The 22,896-nt window shown below is 32.8% G+C and carries 20 protein-coding genes and 3 pseudogenes; 8 read left to right on the top strand and 15 right to left on the bottom strand.

Translation table 11 applies throughout. The features are described from left to right. Nucleotides 1-236: 236 nt before the first annotated feature. Nucleotides 237-1,426, top strand: a pseudogene (locus tag LB888_RS08815) (IS256 family transposase). A 142-nt stretch (nt 1,427-1,568) separates the two neighbouring features. On the opposite strand, the gene LB888_RS08810 reads toward LB888_RS08815, so the two are convergent. After that, on the bottom strand, nt 1,569-1,928 hold the full coding sequence (locus LB888_RS08810) for a DUF1304 domain-containing protein (RefSeq protein ID WP_033918653.1): 360 nt from the start codon (nt 1,926-1,928) through the stop codon (nt 1,569-1,571). A 142-nt stretch (nt 1,929-2,070) separates the two neighbouring features. On the opposite strand from LB888_RS08810, the pseudogene LB888_RS08805 reads away from it, so the two are divergent. Continuing rightward, a pseudogene (locus LB888_RS08805) lies at nt 2,071-2,334 on the top strand (transposase); the annotation flags it as partial. A 37-nt stretch (nt 2,335-2,371) separates the two neighbouring features. Here LB888_RS08805 and rsgA read toward each other — a convergent pair. The 9 genes from rsgA to LB888_RS08760 all read right to left on the bottom strand — a co-directional run bounded on the left by rsgA (nt 2,372) and on the right by LB888_RS08760 (nt 10,749). Beyond that, nucleotides 2,372-3,340, bottom strand: a complete 969-nt coding sequence (rsgA, locus tag LB888_RS08800) for a ribosome small subunit-dependent GTPase A (protein ID WP_318752643.1) — start codon at nt 3,338-3,340, stop codon at nt 2,372-2,374. 407 nt (nt 3,341-3,747) lie between these two features. Then, a complete protein-coding gene (locus LB888_RS08795; RefSeq protein WP_412927922.1) occupies nt 3,748-4,071 on the bottom strand; it encodes a hypothetical protein in 324 nt (107 codons plus the stop codon). Between the two features lie 280 nt (nt 4,072-4,351). Further along, on the bottom strand, nt 4,352-4,972 hold the full coding sequence (locus tag LB888_RS08790; protein ID WP_078755717.1) for a DNA-binding response regulator: 621 nt from the start codon (nt 4,970-4,972) through the stop codon (nt 4,352-4,354). 3 nt (nt 4,973-4,975) lie between these two features. After that, nucleotides 4,976-6,091 carry a sensor histidine kinase gene (locus tag LB888_RS08785; protein ID WP_318752642.1) on the bottom strand — a complete coding sequence of 372 codons (1,116 nt, stop codon included), beginning with the start codon at nt 6,089-6,091 and terminating at the stop codon, nt 4,976-4,978. Next, complete coding sequence (locus LB888_RS08780; RefSeq protein WP_078755715.1) at nt 6,088-6,849, bottom strand: ABC transporter permease; 762 nt, start codon at nt 6,847-6,849, stop codon at nt 6,088-6,090. Before LB888_RS08780 ends, LB888_RS08785 begins: the two co-directional genes overlap by 4 nt. Beyond that, complete coding sequence (locus LB888_RS08775; RefSeq protein WP_318752641.1) at nt 6,842-7,735, bottom strand: ABC transporter ATP-binding protein; 894 nt, start codon at nt 7,733-7,735, stop codon at nt 6,842-6,844. Before LB888_RS08775 ends, LB888_RS08780 begins: the two co-directional genes overlap by 8 nt. Nucleotides 7,736-7,955: 220 nt before the next feature. Continuing rightward, nucleotides 7,956-8,720: a class I SAM-dependent methyltransferase gene (locus LB888_RS08770; protein ID WP_318752640.1), complete on the bottom strand. Its 765-nt coding sequence runs from the start codon at nt 8,718-8,720 to the stop codon at nt 7,956-7,958. 230 nt (nt 8,721-8,950) lie between these two features. Further along, nucleotides 8,951-9,961, bottom strand: a complete 1,011-nt coding sequence (locus LB888_RS08765) for an LD-carboxypeptidase (protein ID WP_318752639.1) — start codon at nt 9,959-9,961, stop codon at nt 8,951-8,953. Nucleotides 9,962-10,218: 257 nt separating this feature from the next. Beyond that, nucleotides 10,219-10,749, bottom strand: coding sequence for an NUDIX hydrolase (locus LB888_RS08760; RefSeq protein ID WP_318752638.1), 531 nt, complete (start codon nt 10,747-10,749; stop codon nt 10,219-10,221). A gap of 639 nt (nt 10,750-11,388) precedes the next feature. On the opposite strand from LB888_RS08760, the gene LB888_RS12215 reads away from it, so the two are divergent. The 4 genes and pseudogenes from LB888_RS12215 to LB888_RS08740 all read left to right on the top strand — a co-directional run. Continuing rightward, complete coding sequence (locus LB888_RS12215) at nt 11,389-11,694, top strand: helix-turn-helix domain-containing protein (protein WP_412927918.1); 306 nt, start codon at nt 11,389-11,391, stop codon at nt 11,692-11,694. An 82-nt stretch (nt 11,695-11,776) separates the two neighbouring features. Further along, nucleotides 11,777-13,198, top strand: a complete 1,422-nt coding sequence (istA, locus tag LB888_RS08750; protein WP_318752637.1) for an IS21 family transposase — start codon at nt 11,777-11,779, stop codon at nt 13,196-13,198. A 105-nt stretch (nt 13,199-13,303) separates the two neighbouring features. Further along, on the top strand, nt 13,304-14,080 hold the full coding sequence (gene istB, locus LB888_RS08745; RefSeq protein WP_318753973.1) for an IS21-like element helper ATPase IstB: 777 nt from the start codon (nt 13,304-13,306) through the stop codon (nt 14,078-14,080). A 64-nt stretch (nt 14,081-14,144) separates the two neighbouring features. Next, nucleotides 14,145-14,978, top strand: a pseudogene (locus LB888_RS08740) (IS30 family transposase); the annotation flags it as partial. A 154-nt stretch (nt 14,979-15,132) separates the two neighbouring features. On the opposite strand, the gene LB888_RS08735 reads toward LB888_RS08740, so the two are convergent. Further along, the gene (locus LB888_RS08735) at nt 15,133-15,453 is read right to left on the bottom strand and encodes a nucleotidyl transferase AbiEii/AbiGii toxin family protein (protein WP_318752636.1); all 321 of its coding nucleotides are present in this window, start codon (nt 15,451-15,453) and stop codon (nt 15,133-15,135) included. A gap of 378 nt (nt 15,454-15,831) precedes the next feature. On the opposite strand from LB888_RS08735, the gene LB888_RS08730 reads away from it, so the two are divergent. After that, nucleotides 15,832-16,548, top strand: coding sequence for an IS110 family transposase (locus LB888_RS08730; RefSeq protein WP_318752635.1), 717 nt, complete (start codon nt 15,832-15,834; stop codon nt 16,546-16,548). A 53-nt stretch (nt 16,549-16,601) separates the two neighbouring features. After that, entirely contained in the window at nt 16,602-16,835 is a 234-nt protein-coding gene (locus LB888_RS08725) for an IS110 family transposase (RefSeq protein WP_318752634.1), read from the top strand. 720 nt (nt 16,836-17,555) lie between these two features. On the opposite strand, the gene LB888_RS08720 is transcribed toward LB888_RS08725, so the two are convergent. From LB888_RS08720 to LB888_RS08705, 4 genes are all read right to left on the bottom strand, one after another. Continuing rightward, complete coding sequence (locus LB888_RS08720; protein ID WP_318752633.1) at nt 17,556-17,981, bottom strand: hypothetical protein; 426 nt, start codon at nt 17,979-17,981, stop codon at nt 17,556-17,558. A 107-nt stretch (nt 17,982-18,088) separates the two neighbouring features. Further along, nucleotides 18,089-18,712, bottom strand: coding sequence for a hypothetical protein (locus tag LB888_RS08715; protein WP_318752632.1), 624 nt, complete (start codon nt 18,710-18,712; stop codon nt 18,089-18,091). Between the two features lie 17 nt (nt 18,713-18,729). Further along, complete coding sequence (locus tag LB888_RS08710) at nt 18,730-20,823, bottom strand: SIR2 family protein (RefSeq protein WP_318752631.1); 2,094 nt, start codon at nt 20,821-20,823, stop codon at nt 18,730-18,732. A 1,574-nt stretch (nt 20,824-22,397) separates the two neighbouring features. Beyond that, complete coding sequence (locus LB888_RS08705; protein WP_318752630.1) at nt 22,398-22,721, bottom strand: DUF4440 domain-containing protein; 324 nt, start codon at nt 22,719-22,721, stop codon at nt 22,398-22,400. Nucleotides 22,722-22,896: the final 175 nt, after the last annotated feature.

Genomic DNA, 22,896 nt, shown 5'->3' with positions numbered 1-22,896 from the left:
TATTCAGGATACTAATAATTCTATTCTACTTTATAACCACAATGTTGTAAAGAATGATACCATCTTATAAACGTTTAGAAACACTCTTTATGTCTTTGAAATATAACATCAATAACATAAATATTCTACAAAAAATAAGTTAATTTAAAAATACTGAGAGTGTAAAATATTTTGTGTAAATAAAAAAAGGAAGTCCCTTCTGTAAAATAGAGTTACCACAACACATTCACAGAAAAGTGGACTTCCATAGGAACGATTTTACTACAGAAATTCTAAAGACTCTAGCGAACAAAGGCGATTTGAATGAATTATTCCGTGTCCATTTGGAAAATGCTGTCAATACGCTTCTCAAAACGGCGTTAACGGCTTTTCTTGATTACGAAAAGTACGATCGCATTGGTTTTAACACGGGTAATTCTCGTAACGACTCCTATGACCGTACGGTCAAGACCGAGTACGGGGAACTTCATCTCCAGATTCCGCGCGACCGCAACGGCGAGTTCAAGCAACAGACTGTTCCTGCTTATAGACGGACGAATGATACCTTAGAGGAGACCGTCATTCACCTCTTCCGAAAAGGTATTACCATGTCGGAAATCGCAGACTTGATTGAGAAAATGTATGGGCATCACTACACGCGCCAAACCATGTCCAATATGACTAAAGTGCTGACTGAAGAAGTAAATGCATTTAAAGTTAGAACTCGAAATGATAAGTATGTCGCTATTTTCATGGATGCTACTTATATTCCTTTAAAACAGCAAACCGTCTCCAAAGAAGCAATCTATATTGCCATTGGTATACGAGAAGACGGCACTAAAGAAGTACTAAGTTATGCGATTGCTCCGACTGAATCGACCTACGTTTGGAATGAGTTGTTACAGGACATTTACTCCAGAGGGGTTCATGATGTCTTACTGTTTATTATCGATGGCTTAAAAGGCATGAAAGATACGATTCACCAGATTTATCCTAAAGCTAAATACCAACATTGATGTGTTCACGTTTCCCGTAATATTGCTCATATAGTACGGTCAAAGATCGAAAAGAAATCTGTGATGATTTTAAGGCTGTTTATCAAGCTAGCTCATAGAAAGAGGCAAATACCTTTTTAGGAAGTATGATTGAGAAGTGGCAGAAAACTTATCCTAAAGTGACGCAGTCACTGATAAAAAATCAAGATTTATTGACTTTTTATGAGTTTCCGCCTGGTATCCGCCGAAGCATTTACTCAACTAATTTAATCGAATCTTTCAATAAACAAATCAAGAAATACAGCCGCAGAAAAGAGCAGCTTCAAAATGAAGAATCACTAGAGCGTTTCCTAGTATCCATCTTTGATACATACAATCAAAAATTCTTAAATAGAAGCCATAAAGGCTTCCAACAAGTGACGGATACATTAGCTTCAATGTTTACTGAGTAACCCATTATTTTGCAGAAGGACGAGTATTTACACAAAATTATTGACGCTCCCAAGTGATTCAAATAGACGGAAATATAATACGGTTCAGATAAAAAGAAACAAACAAAAAGCACACTCTTAATTGACTGTGCTTTTTATTTGCTTAAAAGAATGTTGAAATAAGTGCTAAAATAGCTAAACCACCTTGGGTTAGAATAATTTTTTTATCACTTGTAATACTGCCATATAATGCCACTAAAATAATATAAATTAATAGTAATCTACTAATTTCGATTGGATTACTTGAAAGAAAAACACTATATAATAACCCAACACCAATCAAACCATTATAAATACCCTGATTTTTAAAAAGTGTGTTTAAAGCTTTGCTTTTTAACTCTTCTTTTGTCATGTTAAATACTCGACTTGTAGCATCTGAAGTTGTAGCAAATGTTTCTAAATATAGGATATAGAAAAATTCCAAAGCTACTAAAACAATCAATACTGTTGATAATATTGACATTCTTTCTCCTTTCTTAACTATTTATTTTGATTACTATCCAACTATACATTAATTTAAGTGAGTTGTAAAATATCTTGTAACCACCAATTTAATCTAAGGGATTGAACTTATCCAAGCTAGCTCGTATTTCTTCTTCTAATCCAACGATTACCTGCTCACTTTCTATGATTCCCCATTAGCCATACGCAAGACTATTTACTCTACGAACTTGATTGAATCCTTTAATAAGCAAATCAAGAAATACAGCCACCGCAAGGAACAGTTCCAAAATGAAGAGTCGATGGAACGTTTTTTAGTCTCGTCTTTTGATACTTACAACCAAAAATTCCTAGGTCGCAGTCATAAAGGTTTCCAACAGGCCAAAGGCGAGCTCGAACAAATGCTGAGTCAACCGATGGAGAATTAGAAACAATCTACAGTAGGGAAGAACCATTTACACAAAATTATTGACGCTCCCGTCTTCTTTTTAAAAACCGCTCTCTTTTTATTTCTTTTTCTAAATAATGATGATATCTTATTAGTTTTTCTTCAGATAATTTACCACTTTTTATAGCTTTCCTTACTGCACATCCAGGTTCTTTCATATGTTTACAGTCATTAAATTTACACTTAGTTGAGTAATCAATGATATCATCAAAAAGATTTTCGTATTGCAGTTCTTTATGTGAATTTATCCCTTTAAAACCAGGTGTATCAATGAAATAGCTATCTGTTTCCTTAAGATAAATAAGGCATATATCCGTCGTTGTGTGCTTACCTTTTCCGTCATCCCTTACTTCATTCGTTAATAATTGAAACTCTTTGGAAAGATGGTTAATCAAAGTTGATTTTCCAGATCCTGAAGATCCTAAAATAATTGATGTGGATTCAGGGAAAATCGATTTTCTAAATTGGTCAATAGAATTATCAAAAATCGATAATAATTGTATTTTAATTAGTGGATAATATTTTTTAATCTCTTTTTGAATCCGTTGTGCCTTTTCAAAATAATCTGATTTTGTGATAATGACTTCGAAATTAACTTTTTGTTGATTAAATACAAGTAAGTATCGTTCAAACTTACCTATGGTAAAACGTTGATCTGCAGCAATTGCAATATAGACATTATCTACGTTTGTTGCGAGAACTTTTTCTTCACCTGAATAATTATAACTTTTACTTGTTTGATTGCGTGCTTTAGAAACTTGATTGAACCTTTTGAATAACTTTGTAATATAACTCTGATTATCAATTAACGTTAAGTGAACATAGTCTCCCACAAAATATTCTTGTTGTTCAGGTCTTTTGTATACTTTATAATCCTCTTCTGTAGACTTGACAATATAAAAAAGTCGGGTTTCTCCAACAATTCTTCCAATCATTTCACTTTCTATTTCATTTTTCTCTAAATACTTTTTTAAATGATGTTTCATATTTTCTCCTTTTGCTCAAAAGAAAAAGGATGAGACTATTTAATCTCATCCTTTATGAAAATATCATTCTTACTTTTCACTAAACTAATACATTAAACTGATGTGTGAAATTAGAAGATGAATCGATAAATTTATTTTCAATAAACTTTTGAGATGTCATATAATTTTTCATCTTTCACACACCCTTTCATGTTCGATAATTAAAGTTTAGCAAAAAAACATTATTAAATCAACTAGTAAATATCTAATAAAAACATATAATCTATTTAGATGATTTGAAGATATATTTTGTCACACTTTTGTTCTTGATATGCAGATGGCCCGTCAACAACTCTGCTTTCGCTTATCAGATTAGCATTCGTTGGATGAACGTAGAATTAATCACAAGTGATTAATTCTACTCCCATTCAATCGTTGCGGGTGATCACACCATTATGCACTAAATAGAATCTCTCACTATTTGATAGATGGGGATGTGCGTTAGCTATACTTGGTTCTCGATGAGTTGCCCAACGCGTATGTCCGATGCCAACTATGCATTTATCATCTCTTTGTAATGAAGATGCCAATTCATCAACGCGCCCTTCAACTTTACAAAGGATTTTATTATTCTCATTATCCATTGTGAAAATTCCAGCCGAATCATAACCTCGATATTCTAACTGATTTAACCCATTAAGAAGTCCCTCTTGAATATTTGCCTGCCCAACAATTCCTACAATTCCACACATATTCTCGCTCCTTCATTTATAAATTCGCTTTTAGGTGCGTGAATAATCCTCTGTCGAAAAGCTTACACTTTAATTTTAATATTATTCTGTAGACTACACTCCCTTGACTCACCCGCCGAAAGTTCGATAAACTCAATCCTCGTCACCTATACATAGGTCTGGCGCTAACCTAAAAAAATATTTTCTAAAAACTTACTTATTTTATAGAAAAAAATATGCCTGTCAAAATTGAGATTGAATAGAGTGTCGAATGTCTATAAAAAACGCTTCCTTCAAAAATCTATCCCTTATATTCCTGTAACCATTGATGTTGCTTTGCTATATTGACGGCCTCAACTCGTGATTGAGCGGCAGTTTTACTGAGGATCGAGGAGATATAATTTCTTACCGTTCCTTGAGAAAGGTGGACTGTTTCTGCAATCATTTGAGTCGTTAATCCTTGGTTAATATAGTCTAAGATTTCAAGTTCGCGGTCGGTCAGCGGATTCTTGGCTGTCCGTAAGACACTCTTAACTAATTCAGGAGAATAAATAGTAGCCCCTTCATTAATCTGTTTGATTGCTTCTATTAATGTTTCAGTCGGATTATCCTTAAGAAGATAACCATCAACTTCTAAGACAACTGCTTTTTCAAAAAAGTCTTGACGGGCGAAGGTGGTTAAAATAATAATTTTTCCCTCAAAGTGTTTTTTTCTGAGTTGGCTGGCTACTTCCAAGCCCGTCATTTTGGGCATCTCAATATCTAAAATGACCACGTCAGGATTTCGCAAAGTAATCTCTGAAAGGGCTGTTTGACCATTTGTCGCGGCTCCGATAATTTCTAAGTCTTCTTCCATATTAAGAATAGTAATTAAAGCTGTCTGAAGCATTTCTTGATCTTCCGCTAAATAGAGATGAATCATGGCTTATCCTCCTTTCGGGATTTCTATAGAAATTTTTGTCCCAAAATCATTCGATATGGTAAATTTCCCGTGAACTTCTTGAATCCGTTGGTTCATTCCCTGCAAACCAAAAGTTGCTTGGCTGAGGTTTGTCTCACTAATGCCAATACCATTGTCATGAATCTCAACGTTTAGCGTATTTTTTGTCTGAGAGAAATTAAATTTTGCGCGACTAGCCTGACTATGTCTTAAGATATTGGTTGTTGCTTCCTTGATCACTGCTGAAATCACATATTGCTGTTCAATGGGCCAATCTTCGGTAATTTCCTCCCCATACGATAATAAAAAAATACCGCGATCATTCAGCGTTTCGCTGACTTCAACCATAGCTTGAGCAATCGTCTGCTCTCTTAAATCACTAACAATTTGCCGAACTAGGTTTAAGTTCTGACGTGACATGTTGGCAATTTCTTTCAGTTCTTTACGGGCGGCTGTCATATCCTTGGACATTAGTTTTTCAGCTAATTCCGCCTTAATAGTCATGGTTGAGTATGTTTGACCGAGATTATCATGTAAATCTCTGGCAATCCGATCACGTTCACTCTGCCGCACTATCATTTCAAGTCGGGTATGGTTTGCAGATAATTCTTGAATCCGAAAGGTTTCTTTAGCAATGACTTTGGCAATGATCGGTGAAAATAGGACAAATAACATGCCAATCCCTATCCACTCCCAGGTATCATTTGGCACATCCTCCCATGATAACCATAAAGACAATACCGTAGAGAAAATTGCTGATAAGTAATACCATCGGAAGTACTTACTCCGCGTCTGATCATTAATAATCCAAAAATTAAAGGCAAAAGCAAAGAAAATAAAGACACTCGCATAGCCCGTATAGAAAGTAATAACAGCCGATATCAACATTTGCAATAAGAATAGCCGGTCATTTTGGTATTGCTCAATATAGCCTCGACGATATAAAGCGTAGAAAATTATTAAAAGCATCAGTGTTATCCCATCACTTATGGAATCTACCGGCAATGCACTCACCAAAAGCGGCACCATATATAACAAATAGATATAGGCGATGGCAGAGTTATTAGGGATGAGAATATGCTTTCTAATAAAATTCATCATATCAATTGGGGCTCCCTCCGTTTTAGAATTAATCTTATTATAACGAGGACCAAGATTAAGGACAACGACCAAATAATTAGTCCAAGAATTGAATATCCGTCAACAAGCCCTTCATGCACCCATTTTCTACCTAAATTTGCCGCAAAATATGAAGGTAACATTCGGCCAATAACTTGCAACCATTCTGGCATGGTCTCAATGGGCCACCACAAGCCACCAAGGATTGCTAAAGGAAAACTAATCAGATTAGACAAAATATTTACTCCTGTAGTATTCCCAACAAAGGAAATAATAATTCCGAATAAACTAAAGGGTATTAGACTTCCGATGATGATGACAACCAAACCCAACCATTGCCCCATACCTAACTGCACATTATTAATAAAGAAAGCTACCCCTCCTAACATAATCATTAAAAATAAATAGAAGGGAAAATATATTAAGATCATTGAAAGGTAATATTGCCACTTTGGCGCCGGACTTAAGTCCACAAATAAATCAAAATGATTGAGATGGTCTTCTAATAGCGCACCTGCTGTATTGCTAATCGCAGTAATTAATACTCCGTAAATAATCATGGCTAGCAAATAGTCGATATTCCAAATTTTTAAGGCTGCTTCTGGTAAGGGAAAAGTGAAAATTTTGGTGTATAAAATATAGAAAAACACTGGAAAAATTAAGGCAAAAATAACCGATAAAGGTTTCCGAATAAGTTGACGCAGCATGTTCATCTTGGATTGGAATAAAAATTTATTCATGGCCTTTCTCCTTCCTAAAATGACTGAATAGAGTCTCAAGAGTGGTCTGCCTTACAGATAGGTTTGTGATATCATCAAAATAATCAACTAATTGCTTAATAATTTCGGTCACGTCTTGAGTAATTAAAGTGTAATGATTGCCTTGCTTGGTCAACTGTATCAAGGGTTGAATTCCTGAAAAATCTTCTTGTGTCCGTTGAGAATCGAACTCAATTGTTCCCTGTCCTTGAGTAGCTCTTAATTCCTGAATACTCCCATCAAAGGCAATGACGCCATCTTGTAAAATTAATAATCGACTGGCGATATCTTCAAGTTCTTCTAGATGATGACTGGTGACAATAATTGTCTTGCCTTGGTCTTTTAATTTTCCTACTTCTTGCCATAAGTTCTGACGTGATCTTGCATCCATATTGGCGGTAGGTTCATCTAAAAAGAGGAGGTCTGGATTTCCAGCGATAGCTGTCGCAAAGCTTAAGCGACGTTGTTGTCCTCCCGATAACTTGGTCATCTCTTGGTATTCTAATTCGTTTAAGTTAGCGATTTCAACAAGTTCTTTATAGGGTAATGCCGCTCCATAATATGACCTCGTAAGTTCAAGGACCTCGCTTACATTGAGTTTTTTTAGGAGGATATTATTCTGTAACATGATTCCCGTTTTTTCTTTCACTAATTGATGTTTTATTTTTCCACCAAACAAAGTGACTTCCCCCTGATTTGCTGATATCAATTGATTAATAATATTGATTAGTGTTGATTTCCCAGCCCCATTTTCGCCCAACAGCGCAATTATTTCGCCAGGATACACTTCAAAAGTGACATCCTTCAATACTTGCTTTTTCTTATAATGTTTGGCAACATTCTTTACTTCAACAATTGCTTGTCCCATTCTTATCCCTCCTTATACTTTTATTTTATGCCATTATTTATAAAGAAATAAGTCATAAGTATCATGACATCGTATGATACTTGTCATGTAAAAATACCTCGATATCATATTATTATTCAATTATGTGTCTAAATTTTCAGAATAATATAACAAAGCCCTTTGATATCCTTTAATTTCAATGTTATTTCCATTCTTCTTCTCAAGGTCGTATTATAGTTGACTATAGTTTGATGCAAAGTGTTGCGATGTAGTCATTTCCATATTGTGATAACCTGTTTCTTTTATCACAGGATTCATAGAAATCTATCATAGCAAGACCATTTTTAAGTTGCCCTCTAATCTGAGCTTCTAAAGTATGACTAAATTCATATCCATATTCCGAATCTATTTGTATTTTACCTTCTTGCTCAAGTTTTCTTGAATTAAATGGTAATGAGTATTTTAAGAGTAATTTTTCATCTGGTTTATCCCATACAATGTCAGCATCATACATGTAAATCCAAGGATTCATAAAACCTACCATTAACAATCCACCCTTTTTTAACACCCTAGCGGCTTCCTTATACATATTTTCTAAATCTTCAATGTATGCGTTTGAAACTGGATTAAATACTATATCAAAGGTCTCATTTTCAAAAGGAAATGGTTTTGTCATATCTCCTTGAACAGTACTGATTTTTATACCCTCTCTTTTAGCAACCATCTCATCTTTTTCTAACTGTGATTTAGAAAAATCCATAATGGTTACATCATAATCTTTAGATGCAAAAGCCGGTCCTTGTTGACCACCACCACAAGCCAAACCTAGTATCTTTTTACCATTGGCTTTGTCAAACCACTCTTTTGGAACTGTTTTACCAACTGTCAATCCTACAGATAGTGGATTAATTTTTACTTTCTCAAATTCTTCATGTGACAAAGGTTCTGTATAGTCATTTGTTACATTGTTCCATCTATCTTCATTAAATTTTATATAATCATTCATCTTATAATCTCCTATAATTTTATTTTAAGTTACGATTAAAGCTGAATATGTTCCCATTACATTTTTCTCACCTCGACAAATTAATATTTATTATAATATTTTAACATCATATAAATCAAAGTCTACTTATCAGCAAAATTAAAATCTAAGATTTATATATTAGATTTTGAAAATAGTAGGTATTCTCTTAAAGCTCTTGCTTAATCCTACTCCCACTCAAACGTTACTAATTATATAAACCTCTGCTCAACAATCCCTTTTCCATCAAAATATTCAACTATTGCAAATGCTCCATTAATAAAAGTGAGTTGTGGTGGTTGATGTCCACAGTCGATATCGTAAATTACTGGTATTTTTAAATCATCAGCAATATCTTGATATACATCTTCGACTGTGTATCCTTGAGAATCATATGAGATAGGTGTTCTTCCAAATAGAATACCATTACAGTCATCAAACCATCCCGCAAATTTCATTTGTACTAAACTTCTTCTCAGGTCCAATGGCGATAATTCACAATTTTCTAGATACCAAATGATGGGTTCATTATTGATGTATTCTTTCCTGAAACCTTTTACATTCCCAAAGGGAGTCCCTACCAAATGGCGAATTACATCAATACACCCTCCTAATAATCTTCCTTCTATTCGCATATTATTACCAGATAAAGATTTCCATTCCGTTTTTTTGTCAAAGTTAAATACATAATCGGTAATTTTATTATGATCCCATTTACTTTGATACTGTTTTGATGAATATTGAGTATTTGATTCACCTGGCGATGTTTTTAATACATTCTCCCAATTTTTTGTTGTTTCGTCAGAATATTTACCACGCATATCCACTAAATTGGTACCATGAGCCGTCGCTATTCCTGTTTTTAATGTAATAGGAAGCAATATCACGCTTATATCTGAATATCCGAGTATCCATTTATTACGGATACCTTCAAAATCAATTTTATCTAATATCTCAATCGCAAGCTCTCCACCCCATGGTGGAATAACTATATCGATCTCTTCTGACTGTAAAAATGTATTTAACTCCTTAGCCCTAATTTCAGATGGTGCTGACTTTGCCTTATCCTGAGTATAAGTAGAATCACCTATTATTAATTGATGATTAGACTCAAACTTTCTTTTAACTTCTTGTAGGATATAGTGTAACTGTATCTCAATACCTGAAGATGGAGCTGTAATTCCAATACAATAATTCTCTGGCAGTTTTGGGTATCGAATCATAAATGTTTCCTTCCTTTGTATTAATTATTTATATTCTTATTCTGAAAAAAATGATATTAATTTCGTAATATTGTTGTTGTATAACAAGCGCTGAAGGCGGTTCACTAGATAAGATTTTAATAATGGATGTTATCTACGCACTAATTGGTCCTAATAATCCGAAGATTTCTCCTTTAAAAACACAAAAATTTATTCCTTTTAAAGCAGCAATAGGTTCTTGAGACCCTTTTTTAAATTCCCTATACAAATATTCCACATTAATTTGATTCAATATTATTCAAATTCCTATCGTTTTTTTCAATTACATGCCAATCATAAAATTCGGACTTATCAAATTCAATCCTTCCTTCATATTCTTTTTTTAATTTTAAAAGAAGTGGTGAAGAATTTGTTTCATTTATATTTTCAAATGCAACCCAAACAATACCATCAGAATCGTTTAATCCATCTAATAAGCAACAAGGCAAATCTTTCTTTTCGATATTACTATCTAACTCAACATCATAGAAAACCATAATGTGATGAACAACATTAAAATTTCCCTTTTCTCGAACAAATGAATCGTAAACTCTCGGATTTGAATAATTTCTAATTGTATAACCCGTTTCTTCAACAAATTCTCGAGATAATGTTTCTGTTAATCCTTCCCAATTTTCTGGACTTCCCCCTGGAACATCATATCTATTCTTATAAGGTCCAGCATTTTTATTTACACATAAAATTTTTCCGTTAACCGTAACAACTCCATATACTCCAAAATGATTACTTACCGAATATTTGTTTTCCATTTTTTAAATCTCCTTAAAATTTCTGTTACCAAATAATTATGTATCAATTCTTGTATTGCTCCGATTTCTTTTATTGTTTATTTGAATACTGTTCAAAAGATTTATTATTACTTTTTACTGTTATATTTGCAATATTTAAAATATTTTACCTTTTTCCTTTGAATTTGTATTAATTTTAAATCGATTTTTTTATTAATTTTAACGCACAAATTCATAAATGTTTCATTAGTAGTTCCTGTTCCAATAGGCTTAATTTCTTATCTCATTAATCTACATAATATATTCAATTAAAGCTCTTATGCTTTTTATTATCATTCCAAAGTCAATATCTTTTACATAAGGAAGTTTCTTTTGATATGATTTCCATCTTTTTTGCATATTTTTATCTTTCTCGATAGTCATTAGCAATTCAAGAATCTGATCAGGATGATATTCTGTATTTCTATGATTAAAAGTATTTATACCGGCTTTTTCTAATCGAGTTTTATTTATACTATTCTTCTTAAATTGAAACAAAATATATAAAGGAGGATTTTATAATGAGGTTAGCCACCTCTAAAAATCCATAAAAAAACGCCACGTGAATTTCATGTTATATTGAAGTTACCACTAACTCTCAATAGACAAGGATGAATTCACATGACGCAAGACCAGTTTAACACAGTCTCACGAAAAGGGACACACTTATCTTATCAAGAACGTTGTCACATTCAGATTCTCAAGAAAGAAGCCTATTCTCACCGCGCCATTGCTAAGTTATTAGGGCGATCCCCTCAAACCATTCATAATGAAGTGAAAAGAGGCACCATCACGCAACTGAAACGCCAAAAACAAAACGGTAAAACCTACGACTATTCCTACACACTATATGATGCCGATGCCGGACAAGCTAATTATGAGCGTCATGTGACTGCTAAACTGTATTATGCAGTTACTGCTAGATAATAATGTGCACTTTTATCCCATACTTTCGTTCTATTTGATAAACTAGAAGAGTTAGTTTTTCAAATGGAAGGAGAAGAAAAAGGTGGATTTTAAAAAAGTGAATAGAATTGCAAAAGTACATCATTACAAAAAGAAAGGATTTTCAAATGCAAAAATAAGTCGAATGCTTGGTATACATCGAAATACCGTTAGGAGTGATTTAGAAAAAAGACCAGATGAAGCAATCGCTTGGGTGGAAAACCTTAATACTCGGTCAAAAAAGCTTGATCCCTTTAAAGAGACAATTTTAAATTGGCTAAATGATGAGCCGGAGCTTTCCGCGGCTCAAGTCGAAGATTGGTTAGATGAACAGTTCGGTTACACCGAAGCAGCTCCAAGCACGATCCGTTCATACGTAAAAGAGCTCAGGGAAACCTACGGTATTCCAAAGGTTTTGACCTATCGAAATTACGAAGCGGTGCCTGAATTACCACCCGGTAAGCAAATACAGGTGGACTTTGGGGAAATAACAGTAAAACGAGGCTTAACTGATAGTCGAGTAAAGCTTTATTGTATTGGCTTTGTTCTTTCCCACTCCCGTTATAAATACGCTGAGTGGCAAGAGAAGCCCTTTACGACAAACGACGTGATTCGGACACATGAGAATACTTTTGACTACTTCGGAGGACGAACAGAAGAAATCGTGTATGATCAGGATAAGCTGATGATTGTCAGTGAAAATCATGGAGATATTTTATTTACTAAACAGTTTCAGGCTTATGTACTGGAAAGACAGTTTATTGTTCATGTCTGTCGTGCCGCTGATCCAGAATCTAACGGAAAAGTCGAAGCCGTCATTAAATTCGTAAAGTACAACTTCGCCCGTGGTCGTCGCTTCTATTCCATTGAGTCATGGCAGGAGCAATGTGAGTCCTGGTTAACTCGCAGAGGCAATTATAAAAAACATGAAAAAATAAAAAAGAGACCGATAGACGTGTTCACTCTGGAAAAGTCACACCTCATCTCGATCTCTGATAGACCTATTCTCTCGAATAATGAAAGTATAACAAAGACCGTTCTGAAAGACAATACGATTCAATTTAAGTCTAATTACTACTCGGTTCCAATCGGAACCTATCGACCAAGAAAAACAACTAAAGTCCGTGTAGTAATAAGCAATAATCGTTTGTCTGTGTTCGAACTGAAAAGCAGTCATCAACTCGCCGATCATCCCCTGGCTAAAGGGAAAGGCAAGCTGACTAAAGACCCTAATCATGGACGAGAAGCAGAAAGAAAACAGAAACTTGAGCAGCATATTAGTAAGGTACTTAGTCATTTCCATAATAAAGAGGAAGCGACCATTTTTATCAACCAGCTCAAAATTAGGTATCCAAGGCATATGAGAGATCAGTTACGTGTTATAGAAACCGTTATAGAACAAAATAATAACGTACTAGACAAGGCGTTGAATGAATGTATCATATTAAATTTATTTCAGTGCAAATGTCTTAAGAGATGTGGCTAGCGAATTAGCTCGTCGGCAACTTCAGACAAATCTCCACGATATAGAGAGTGATAGTTTGTCCGAAAGGTATCAATCGATTACCGCTGTAGAACGTTCTGTTGAGTCATATCTACAAGTGTTAGGAGGGAAAGAATCATAGGTACTACAGAAAGCCTTCAATCTCAATTCAAACAGTTCCGCATGACAGAAACGGCTCAGGCTCTCCCAGGTTTTCTGCGTGAAGCAGAACAGCAATCTTGGACTTATCAAGAGCTACTTGTGGCACTATGTAATCACGAAGAACATCGTCGAGAAGAAAAGACACGACAGAAGTATTTAAAATGGGCACAGTTTCCTTTTGAAAGGTCCTTGGAGGACTTCGATACTATCGAATCAATGTCACTCAGTAAACGACAAATCGATCAACTTCGAGAATGCGATTGGTTAGACCAACTTTTCAATCTCGTTCTCTTAGGTCCACATGGAGTGGGAAAAACACATATAGCCATTGGTTTAGGGTTGGAAGCAATTGAGCGAGGTAAACAAGTCGCTTTTGTATCAATGGGTGAGTTGATTTCTTTGCTCAAAACCGAAGGTTATGTTCGAAAGTCGGCAATTCGCCTCAAACGTGTGAGACAAGCTGACTTAGTCATTCTTGATGATATAATGTTCATGGCTATGGAGACAAACGAAGCGAATCTCTTTTTCCAGTTGATTAGCGATTTATACGAGAAGAGTTCAATCATTTTAACATCTGATAAAGGCCCTGACAGCTGGGGTAAGATGCTTGGAGATCAAGGAATCGCAACAGCGATTCTTGATCGGCTTCTTCATAGATGTGAAGTCATTCATATGGATGGCGAGAGTCATCGAATGAAACATCGAGAAACAATTTTTGAATAAAAAAGTGCACAAAGTTATCTAGCAAAAAGTGCACAATTGTCCTTGACAGTTACAGCGTCAACGTCTTCACTGCGGTAGGCGACCTAAATGGGCGGATTCCAACGCCTTTATTGACTGGGCAGACGAAAAGATGCTTCAAGATAAATGGTCCCCCGATGTTGTCGTGGGTTTTGCTCGTGAACATCAGTTGTTTGACGCTGCGATTGTTCCTTGTACAACGACGTTATACCATTGGATCGATAGCGGTGTGATGAAAACTCGCAACTTGGATTTGTTCGAAAAGCTGTCGCGTAATACCAAGAAACGAACGACTAAAGCGCGTCGAAACAAACGTGTCTTAGGACCATCGATTGAAGATCGCCCGAAAGCAATCGAAACCAGAGAGCACTTTGGACACTGGGAAATTGATACAGTGATTGGCAGTCAAGCGGCCTGTGACCCTGTATTGTTGACATTAGTCGAACGTAAGACGCGCTATGAAGTCATTCTGAAACTCAAGAAAAAAACGGCTCAGGCTGTGGATGAAGCGATGGACTCTCTGCGTCAACGCGCAGGTGATGCTTTCAACCAACTATTTAAAACGATCACATCAGATAATGGCTCAGAGTTTTCGGGCCTGCATACCGCTTTACAGGATACACTCGACGTCTATTTTACGCACCCTTATGCTTCTTGGGAACGTGGAACGAGTGAGAATCAACATAAAATCATTCGTCGCTTTCTTCCTAAAGGACAACCACTCCAAGTATTATGTGAGGTAAAGTGCCTAAGAATTCAAAACTGGATGAACGATTATCCACGCAAGCTATTAGGCTATCAAACGCCTTATGACTGTTTCATGAGAGAATTTCACAAAGAACGCCAAGTGCAACAGACGAAAAAACCGGTTAGTGCTTGATACCGAGTCTCACTCGACATGACTTGATTGCTAAGAAGTTGACAAGTGCACGATTGACCAAGAGACTACCCTACCTCAGCTTGTTATCAAGCACTGACGGGTAATAAAATAAGTTAAGTTAGTTGGTAACACACTTAAAAATAAAGTGGCTAACTTAAACTTGAAATTTTCGCAAAATATATAAATCATAAAAATCTTTATTTCTACTGTTAAATATTCCTCTTTGATAAAGTGTTTGTATTTTTTCGGCCAAGATTGTTTCTATATTATAGGCTGAGATTTGAAAAGTTTTATTTCCAAAGATACTTTGATATTCGTACTCAATGTCTTTTGGTGTTATCGGATCCCCAGTAAAAATATCAATAGGAATCACTTGCCTAATATTGTTTAATTTACATAAAATACTTAATCTAAATCCTCCATACTCATCTTGATTTCGGATAGCTTCGATTTTCTGGATTTCATACTCAATCACAGATTTTCATCAGGTTCTAAAATTTTGAGAAATCTCTCTTTTATATTTGCTTCACTGAGTAAAAAATTTCGTATTAAAAAATCCATATCTACAGTACTTCTTTGTCTTATCGCTACTATATTGGAGAGCAAGAACCCTCCTTGTATAATGAACACATAGTAATTAGTGTTCTTATTTACTTTTTACTATATGATAATCATAGGCTTGTGGATTGGTTGTTCCTCCTATAGCTTAGACTATTTTATTAAGGCTCCAACCACATTTCTATGTTTATTTGTTTATGAGTTAGATAACGCTAGACGTTTTATCTCGTGCAAGGATACGATACATAGTTTTTGTGGATAACCACAGCCAATTCATTTTGAAGGATGTGTTTTTATGTTTCTTGTTGGTATCGATGTTGCTAAGGATAAGCATGATTGTTTTATTTGTGATTCTGATGGGAATGTGATTAGAGATGTCTTTACCTTTTCCAATGATAGGGAAGGCTTCAATCTTCTTTTATCTTTTATGCCAACATCTTCTGAAAATGTAAAAGTGGGGCTTGAAGCTACTGGTCATTACAGCTTAAACTTAATCAATTTTTTGATTGATAATGGCTACTCCCCAGTAGTTTTCAATCCTTTGCAAATTAATCTTTTCAGAAAAGCTCATACGCTTAGAAAGACTAAAACTGATAAAATTGATGCTAAGTTAATTGCTCTTATGCTTTCTTCTAGTGTTGCTAAACCCCACTTGGACTTATCTTATCATGTTACGGAGCTTAAGTCACTGACTAGATATCGTTCTAGGCTTAAAGAGCAATTAGCTAGGCTCAAAATCTCTCTTGCTAGAATCATTGAGATTGTGTTTCCAGAGCTTGAGAATTGCGTTTACTCGATTAATCAAAAATCTACTATGGCTCTTCTCTATGAGTTCCCTTCAAAGGAATTAATCGCAAATGCTCATCTTACTAGACTTACTAATCGCCTTAAAGATAATTCTAGAGGAAAATATTCTAAGGATAAGGCTTTAGAAATTAGAAATATTGCGATCATTCTATTGGAACTAGTTCTGATGCAAGTAGTTTTGATCTTGTTCAAACGATTGATATGATTAATTTCTATTCTTCTAAAATTGATGAACTAGATACTAAGATAGAAGATATTATGATTGAATTAAAATCTCCTATTTTATCTATTCCTGGTATTTCTTACAATCTGGGTTCTATTATTTTAGCTGAGATTGTTGATATCAATCGATTTGATACTCCTGCTCAGTTGCAAGCTTTTGCTGGCCTTGATCCAACCACTCATCAGTCTGGTAAATTTATCGCTACGGGTGTTTCTATGGTTAAACGTGGCTATCCTTATCTTAGATGGGCTATCCTCAATGCGCTATGAGGGATCCTTGCTTTAAAGATTATTATCAGAGAAAGAGAAAGGAAGGTAAACACCATTTCGTTGCTCTTACACACGTTGCTAAAAAGCTAATCAGAGTTATATTTAAATTACTTAAAACAAACACTCAGTTTGTTCCTCAAGCTTAACTTCATTTTTTTAATTGGCCTTTTATTAAGGCTTATTTGCCATGCTCATTTTTATTAAATTGTCTTTTGCTATCTTTCATAAAATTCTTTTATGTTCTACTTGACTTCATATAGTTAGTCTATATGATTTATTCACTATTATATTATGCCATTTTAACTTCTTTAGGAGCATCAAATATTAATTTTAACTTCTAATATTTGAAAGATATTTTCTATTATTTAAGTATTTTTATGAAATTACTTGTATGATTCAGTCTTGGATAGCAGTACATACTTACAAACTAAAAAAACCGTTAATACAAAGAAAAGGATTTTGTATTAATTAAGTTTGTTGAATATTTTCCTTAAAGACTTTTACAATTGAGTAAAAGTGGAAATAAATTAAGATTTATTGCCTTTTACTTTCATATAGAAAATTTTTCATATTTTACTCAGTAACCATATTATTTTTCTCGTATTATCAAAGATTTACCATTAATATCTTTTATCATTATTGCAACACTAAGCAAGTTATCCGATTTAGAGATAATTTTCTCCTCATTTTTCTTTATCCATGAATTTGCTCCTTCACAGACTAAATCTGAAAAAAATGCAATATCAAAAAAAGGGTAGGATATTCGAACCCATCATCTGCTAGAAATACCTTTATTTCAGAGTTAACGTTTGCAATCGGTACAATATCTCTAACCCTTTTCTTCCCCCATTCTTGGTATTGAAGGTTAGAATTTGGATTTGAAGATCCCTCATGTAACAATGCGTTTCTTAAAAACCAAAAATTAATAGGTTCCAAATAATTTGTTAAACCTTTTTCTTTAATTAACGGCACTAGAAATTCTTTAACCCATTTTTTATAGCGTTTTGAAGGTCCATATCTCTTTAAAGAATACTCAATAGATGCACAAACATCGATCAAAACAACTGTTGAAGTTAATATAGCAAAATAATTCTTTTGCCTCTTAGAGTCGTATATCGACTCAATAATTTTATTTAATTTATCCATCTATTCTGCACCTTCTTAATAGTAATGTAGAATCACAATTGATCAGTCTTCACATTCAAAAATTATCATACCTCTATTTACCTTTTTCCTTCACAATTATAAAAAATTTAATTTATGTCTTTAGAATAGTTTTCAGTTTCATATCTCATAATAATCCAATTAGATAATATTTCTAAATCTTCTTTAGTACGACAGAAAGTATCCTTAATATTTTTATAGCTTCTATTCTTTGTTAATTGAGAAAGTATATTTTTCTCTTTTATGTCAAAATATAACCAATCCATTTCTGGTATAAGCCCAATATGATCATTGGTTACTCCCGTCTGTTTTACATCGATCTTAGTAAAATAATCTTTCGCGTACAAATTATATATATGACTTAAAAAAATGGTATACTTTACATTTGGATATATTCTAACTCCCTCTATTACTTTATTTTTCTTAGGTTTAGACTTCAAATAGTCAATAATAATATCTTTCTTCTCATAAATATAATCAGAGTGTATCATTAAGGAAATTAGAAATTCTAGATCTGATTCTGTTCCTCTTTGTTCGATTTTTGTTACCAATTGTTTTAAGACCCCTTTAGTCTTTTCATTAAACATACTATAAAAAAGATAAACGATTTCTTTGTATTGAGTAAAATCATCTAATTCTTCTTCAGCATTAAATCTGATAAATTCCATATATAATTTATCAATCTTGAGATTATTAAATTCTAAAACAATCAAAATATTTTCTATTATTATTAATATAGATCTACAAAAATAAAAATTATCAAGCTTATGTTTAGAAAAATCTCATTTACTAGCTTTTCCATTTCACTAGCTATCTTATCTTTAATCTCTTGGTTTAATTCTTTAGTTTCGATATAATTTAAAAGTCTATTAAGTAATAACTTTATTTCATAGTTAAAGATGTGTAAATAATTTAGCGGAATATTTTGAATAATACAAATGAGCTTCTCAAGATTTTGCTCTTTAGAATAAGAAAGCGTAATCAAACTTCTTTTTAAGTTGTTCTCCGTTTCAATCATGAAATTTTTGTTCAATTTGATAAGATTTATTTCAATTTGATCTGTAATATAGTTATAGCCCTCTTCAGTATAAGGTATCCATTTATTCTCAAATTTCTTGAGTAAAATTCTTAAATCTTCATTTTCAATATAGGGAACAATGTTCATCAATATATTGCCATCCAATTTAGTAATAACGGAAGAGGCGAAAGCATCTTCATCCAATTCTAATTTACCTATTTCAAAAGCAGTTAAATATGCTTCAAAATATTTAGTCACCATTTTTTTAAATTCCTTGTAATGCGATATACACAAACAATTTATATCAATAAAATTTTTTAGTGTTTGAAATTCACCTTCAAGTTGAAGCAATATGGAATTCCAAGTTGAACCTCCTCCTTCTATTAACATTTTTTCTTTAATTATTTTGTCACACAAATTGCTTATACGATAATAATTATGATAAAGAATATTAAAATTAAACACTTCATCTTTTAAATAATTAATAATTTTCTTATCATTACTTTTTGTTGACTCTAATAATTTTACTACAATTTCATCAAATTCCTCTCCATCAAATTTACCATTGGAAATTTCAATTTTTTCTTTACCTCTAAGTAATCTATAAATATTAAACTCAGCTATTAAAAAAGTAATATAATCATTCCGATCAAATGCAGCATTTGCTTCTAGTCGAAATTTTTCAGTAGCTAAGTCCCATTTACTTTCCAGATAATATTGATAAGCTTCTGATAAATATGGATTTGCTTTAAAATGTCCTTGAAATATATGCTCCTCGCTCAAATTCAAAAAATCCTTAAACATTGTTTTTTCTTTTAAAAATGTCACCAATTGTAGGTTTTTACTTATGTTAAAATTACAATTATTTCCTATATCTTTTGCAGATGAAAAATCAACTAACATCTTGAGTCCCGAATATTTTTGTAAGGCACTATAAGGGACAAAATATAATAAATCTAAAAAAGAAACATTATTATATAACTGGTTTTCATTAGTAATACTCTCACATTTATTATCAATTAAAGACTCTAAAAATTTCGAGGTAATAACAAATTTATCACTCGATATGTTGGCTTCAGATGAATTTACAACATTGAATCCTTTATTCATATAATAGCTTTTTTCAGCCTGGGAGATATCATTTGTTAAAAACAAGTATGATTTTCTAGCATGATTCCCTAAAGTTTTTTGAATATATCTGTATATTTCATGAAAATTTGGATCGCTAAGCGAGTATCCAATAAACAAAACCGTATTATTACTGATAATTGACTTAATGATTGATGAAATCATCCTGTAATTTTCTTCGTAATTTAAATAATCTTCTTCCTTAAAAACAAAATCAGTCGATAAATCACCATGCATTTTAATTATATAGTTATTTCCAAGTGAATATGGAATATCTTTATCTTCAATAATAACTTCATATTTTTTTATACCACTATTAAGAGACCTTTCAAGAAGTGAATCATAATTTGTTGTAATAACATGCTTTGGATTAATCTTAGCAATTAAATTATGATAGTGATTAGGAATTGCATTTTTATGTATGGAAAAAATCTCATTTATTCGCTCTAGATATTGTTGTGAACCGTATTCATCGTTATACATCTGTGCAATTTTTAGGTAATCTAAATTCCTACTATCTTTATCTATATTTAGTTCATTTAAAAATACGCCAATAATATCGTTCCATGATGGTAGACCAGACTCCATAGATATACCCGCTCCAACAAAAAGGACTAACTTATCATCTTTAATTGCTTTTTTTATATTTTCAATATAATGTTGATTATACTCGCTCATGTAAACACTTCCTTTCTACAACATTAATTATAACATGATATTTTTTTATATTATTACTCTTTTTTAAATAAATGCAATAAATTTCAATTCTTAATTTAAACTATCAAATAGAACTATAATAAATTTTTAATCTTTATTCATCTTTATTTCTAAAAGTCTTCCTTCCAATATAAGAGTACTAATTACATTTGAAAAATTTAAAGAGAATTATCTTTTTCCTACACAATACTCTTGCAACTTAATTCTAATAACATTTCAAGTTAAACTTCGCAAAATGAAGTGAATTATAACAGAAACTTAATACATTACGTCATTACATTTTTTACTAAAGGAATTTGTAACTACATAGTATTTGAATCTCCTAGTTTGTTATTCTTGTTTGTTATTCTTGTTTGTTATAATAACAACTTTTCCAGAAGATTAGGGCCTCTACGACTTTTAGAGGGAGAAAACCCAACTCAATAGGTTTGTTGAATCTATAAACAATTCAAAAAAACTCCTAAACTGATAAATATCGAATATGAGTATATCAGGAGAAGGTTAAAATATTTGGAGAATTTTGAAAACTCTAAATTTGTCATCTCTAAATTGTTGAATTTGCCTTTTCAAGATTTTACGAAATTATTCCTATCGATTCAGCAAATTTTTCATCATATATAAAAATTTTAGACCTTTTGAAATCATATTATTTTGTCCATTACTCAAGTAATGAGTGTGCTTCCATTTCATTAACGTAATCAAACTCAACTTTTCACCTATAGTATAAAAGTTGCTATTTATATTTGTTCTAAATATGTAAAAAAATGGAGTTGTCATATTAAATAATTAAAAAATTAGTTCGTAAGCTTCTTCTTTGTTGTATACTCAGAAAGTGTTTATTTTCATTCAATTGTGGCCGAATATCACCTACAAATCATAGAACCATATTCTATATCAAATTAGATAGTGCTAATTCTAATACGAAAATCAGACTATAAACCTTATTGAATAAAGGTTTATAGCCTTTTTAGATACTACCACTCTAGCTCTCAAGTCACGAAATATTCTTTCTCATCACGTTTCTGCTCTTGATACGCAGATGGGCCGTCAACAACTCTGCTTTCGCCTTACGGCTCGGCAATCGTTGGACGGACGTAGAAATAAATTAACCTCCGCCTCCGCACTTTATTTGCTTAATACTGACCTCTAGCATTCTGGCAGTAGTTATCAGCTACTCATTTCGTCACATCAGTTCCTCATTCGCGGGATAACCTTGCCCGAGTACTCCCATTCAATAGGCCATATTTTATATGTTGGATAGAGTTTATATTTGCTTATATTTTCACGTTTTTTATTCATATTCTACCCACTTTTTTGTTCTACCAAAACTTTTTGGGTCAAAATTGGTCAAAAAATAATAAAATTTTTTAGTAAACTTAGATTTACAACAATTTGCTTGATTTCTTGTGGTATCCTGCAATTGGGTATACAACGTTTGGGTCTGGAATTTCCTCATTATTCATACTCTAAAACTTTACATTTTCAAATTTGATTTTATCTGTTTTAAAATTTTTAAACTAATGAGTAATAGTTGTTTACTGATAAAGGTTTAACTTAATCTCACCATTAACCATTGAATAAGTACTTGAATTTAGTGCTACAAATTCACTATTTCCTCTTTTTGCAGTCACTGAATAAATAAGTGTAGCAACATTATCATTTATATTAAGTAATCTTGGATCCTTAATTTCATATGAATCCCATGGTTCTGCATTGTTTAAAGATTGAACAATGGTTCTACATTCTAATATCATTCCATTTACCAATATCATTAAAGCATTATTTGTCATTAGTGCACCATAAAAATCTGCTCCTTTAGATTTTGTAAGGCAATCCCAACCTTGTTTTTCTAACTTCAATAAATTTTATAAATCTAACTTTTTCATTTTATCCTCCCCAGTTTAATTTTATTTTTTATAAATCTTAACGTAGAATCTTATATTACAAGCGGTTCTTAAATACTCTAACTGAATAGCTTTTTTACATCATACCCATTCAAATGTTGTTGGATTAGGCGAAGAGAATCATCTTTAA

This window comes from Globicatella sp. PHS-GS-PNBC-21-1553, assembly GCF_033564055.1.
GTDB lineage: Bacteria > Bacillota > Bacilli > Lactobacillales > Aerococcaceae > Globicatella > Globicatella sulfidifaciens.
This window is presented reverse-complemented; position numbering and strand designations above follow the sequence as displayed.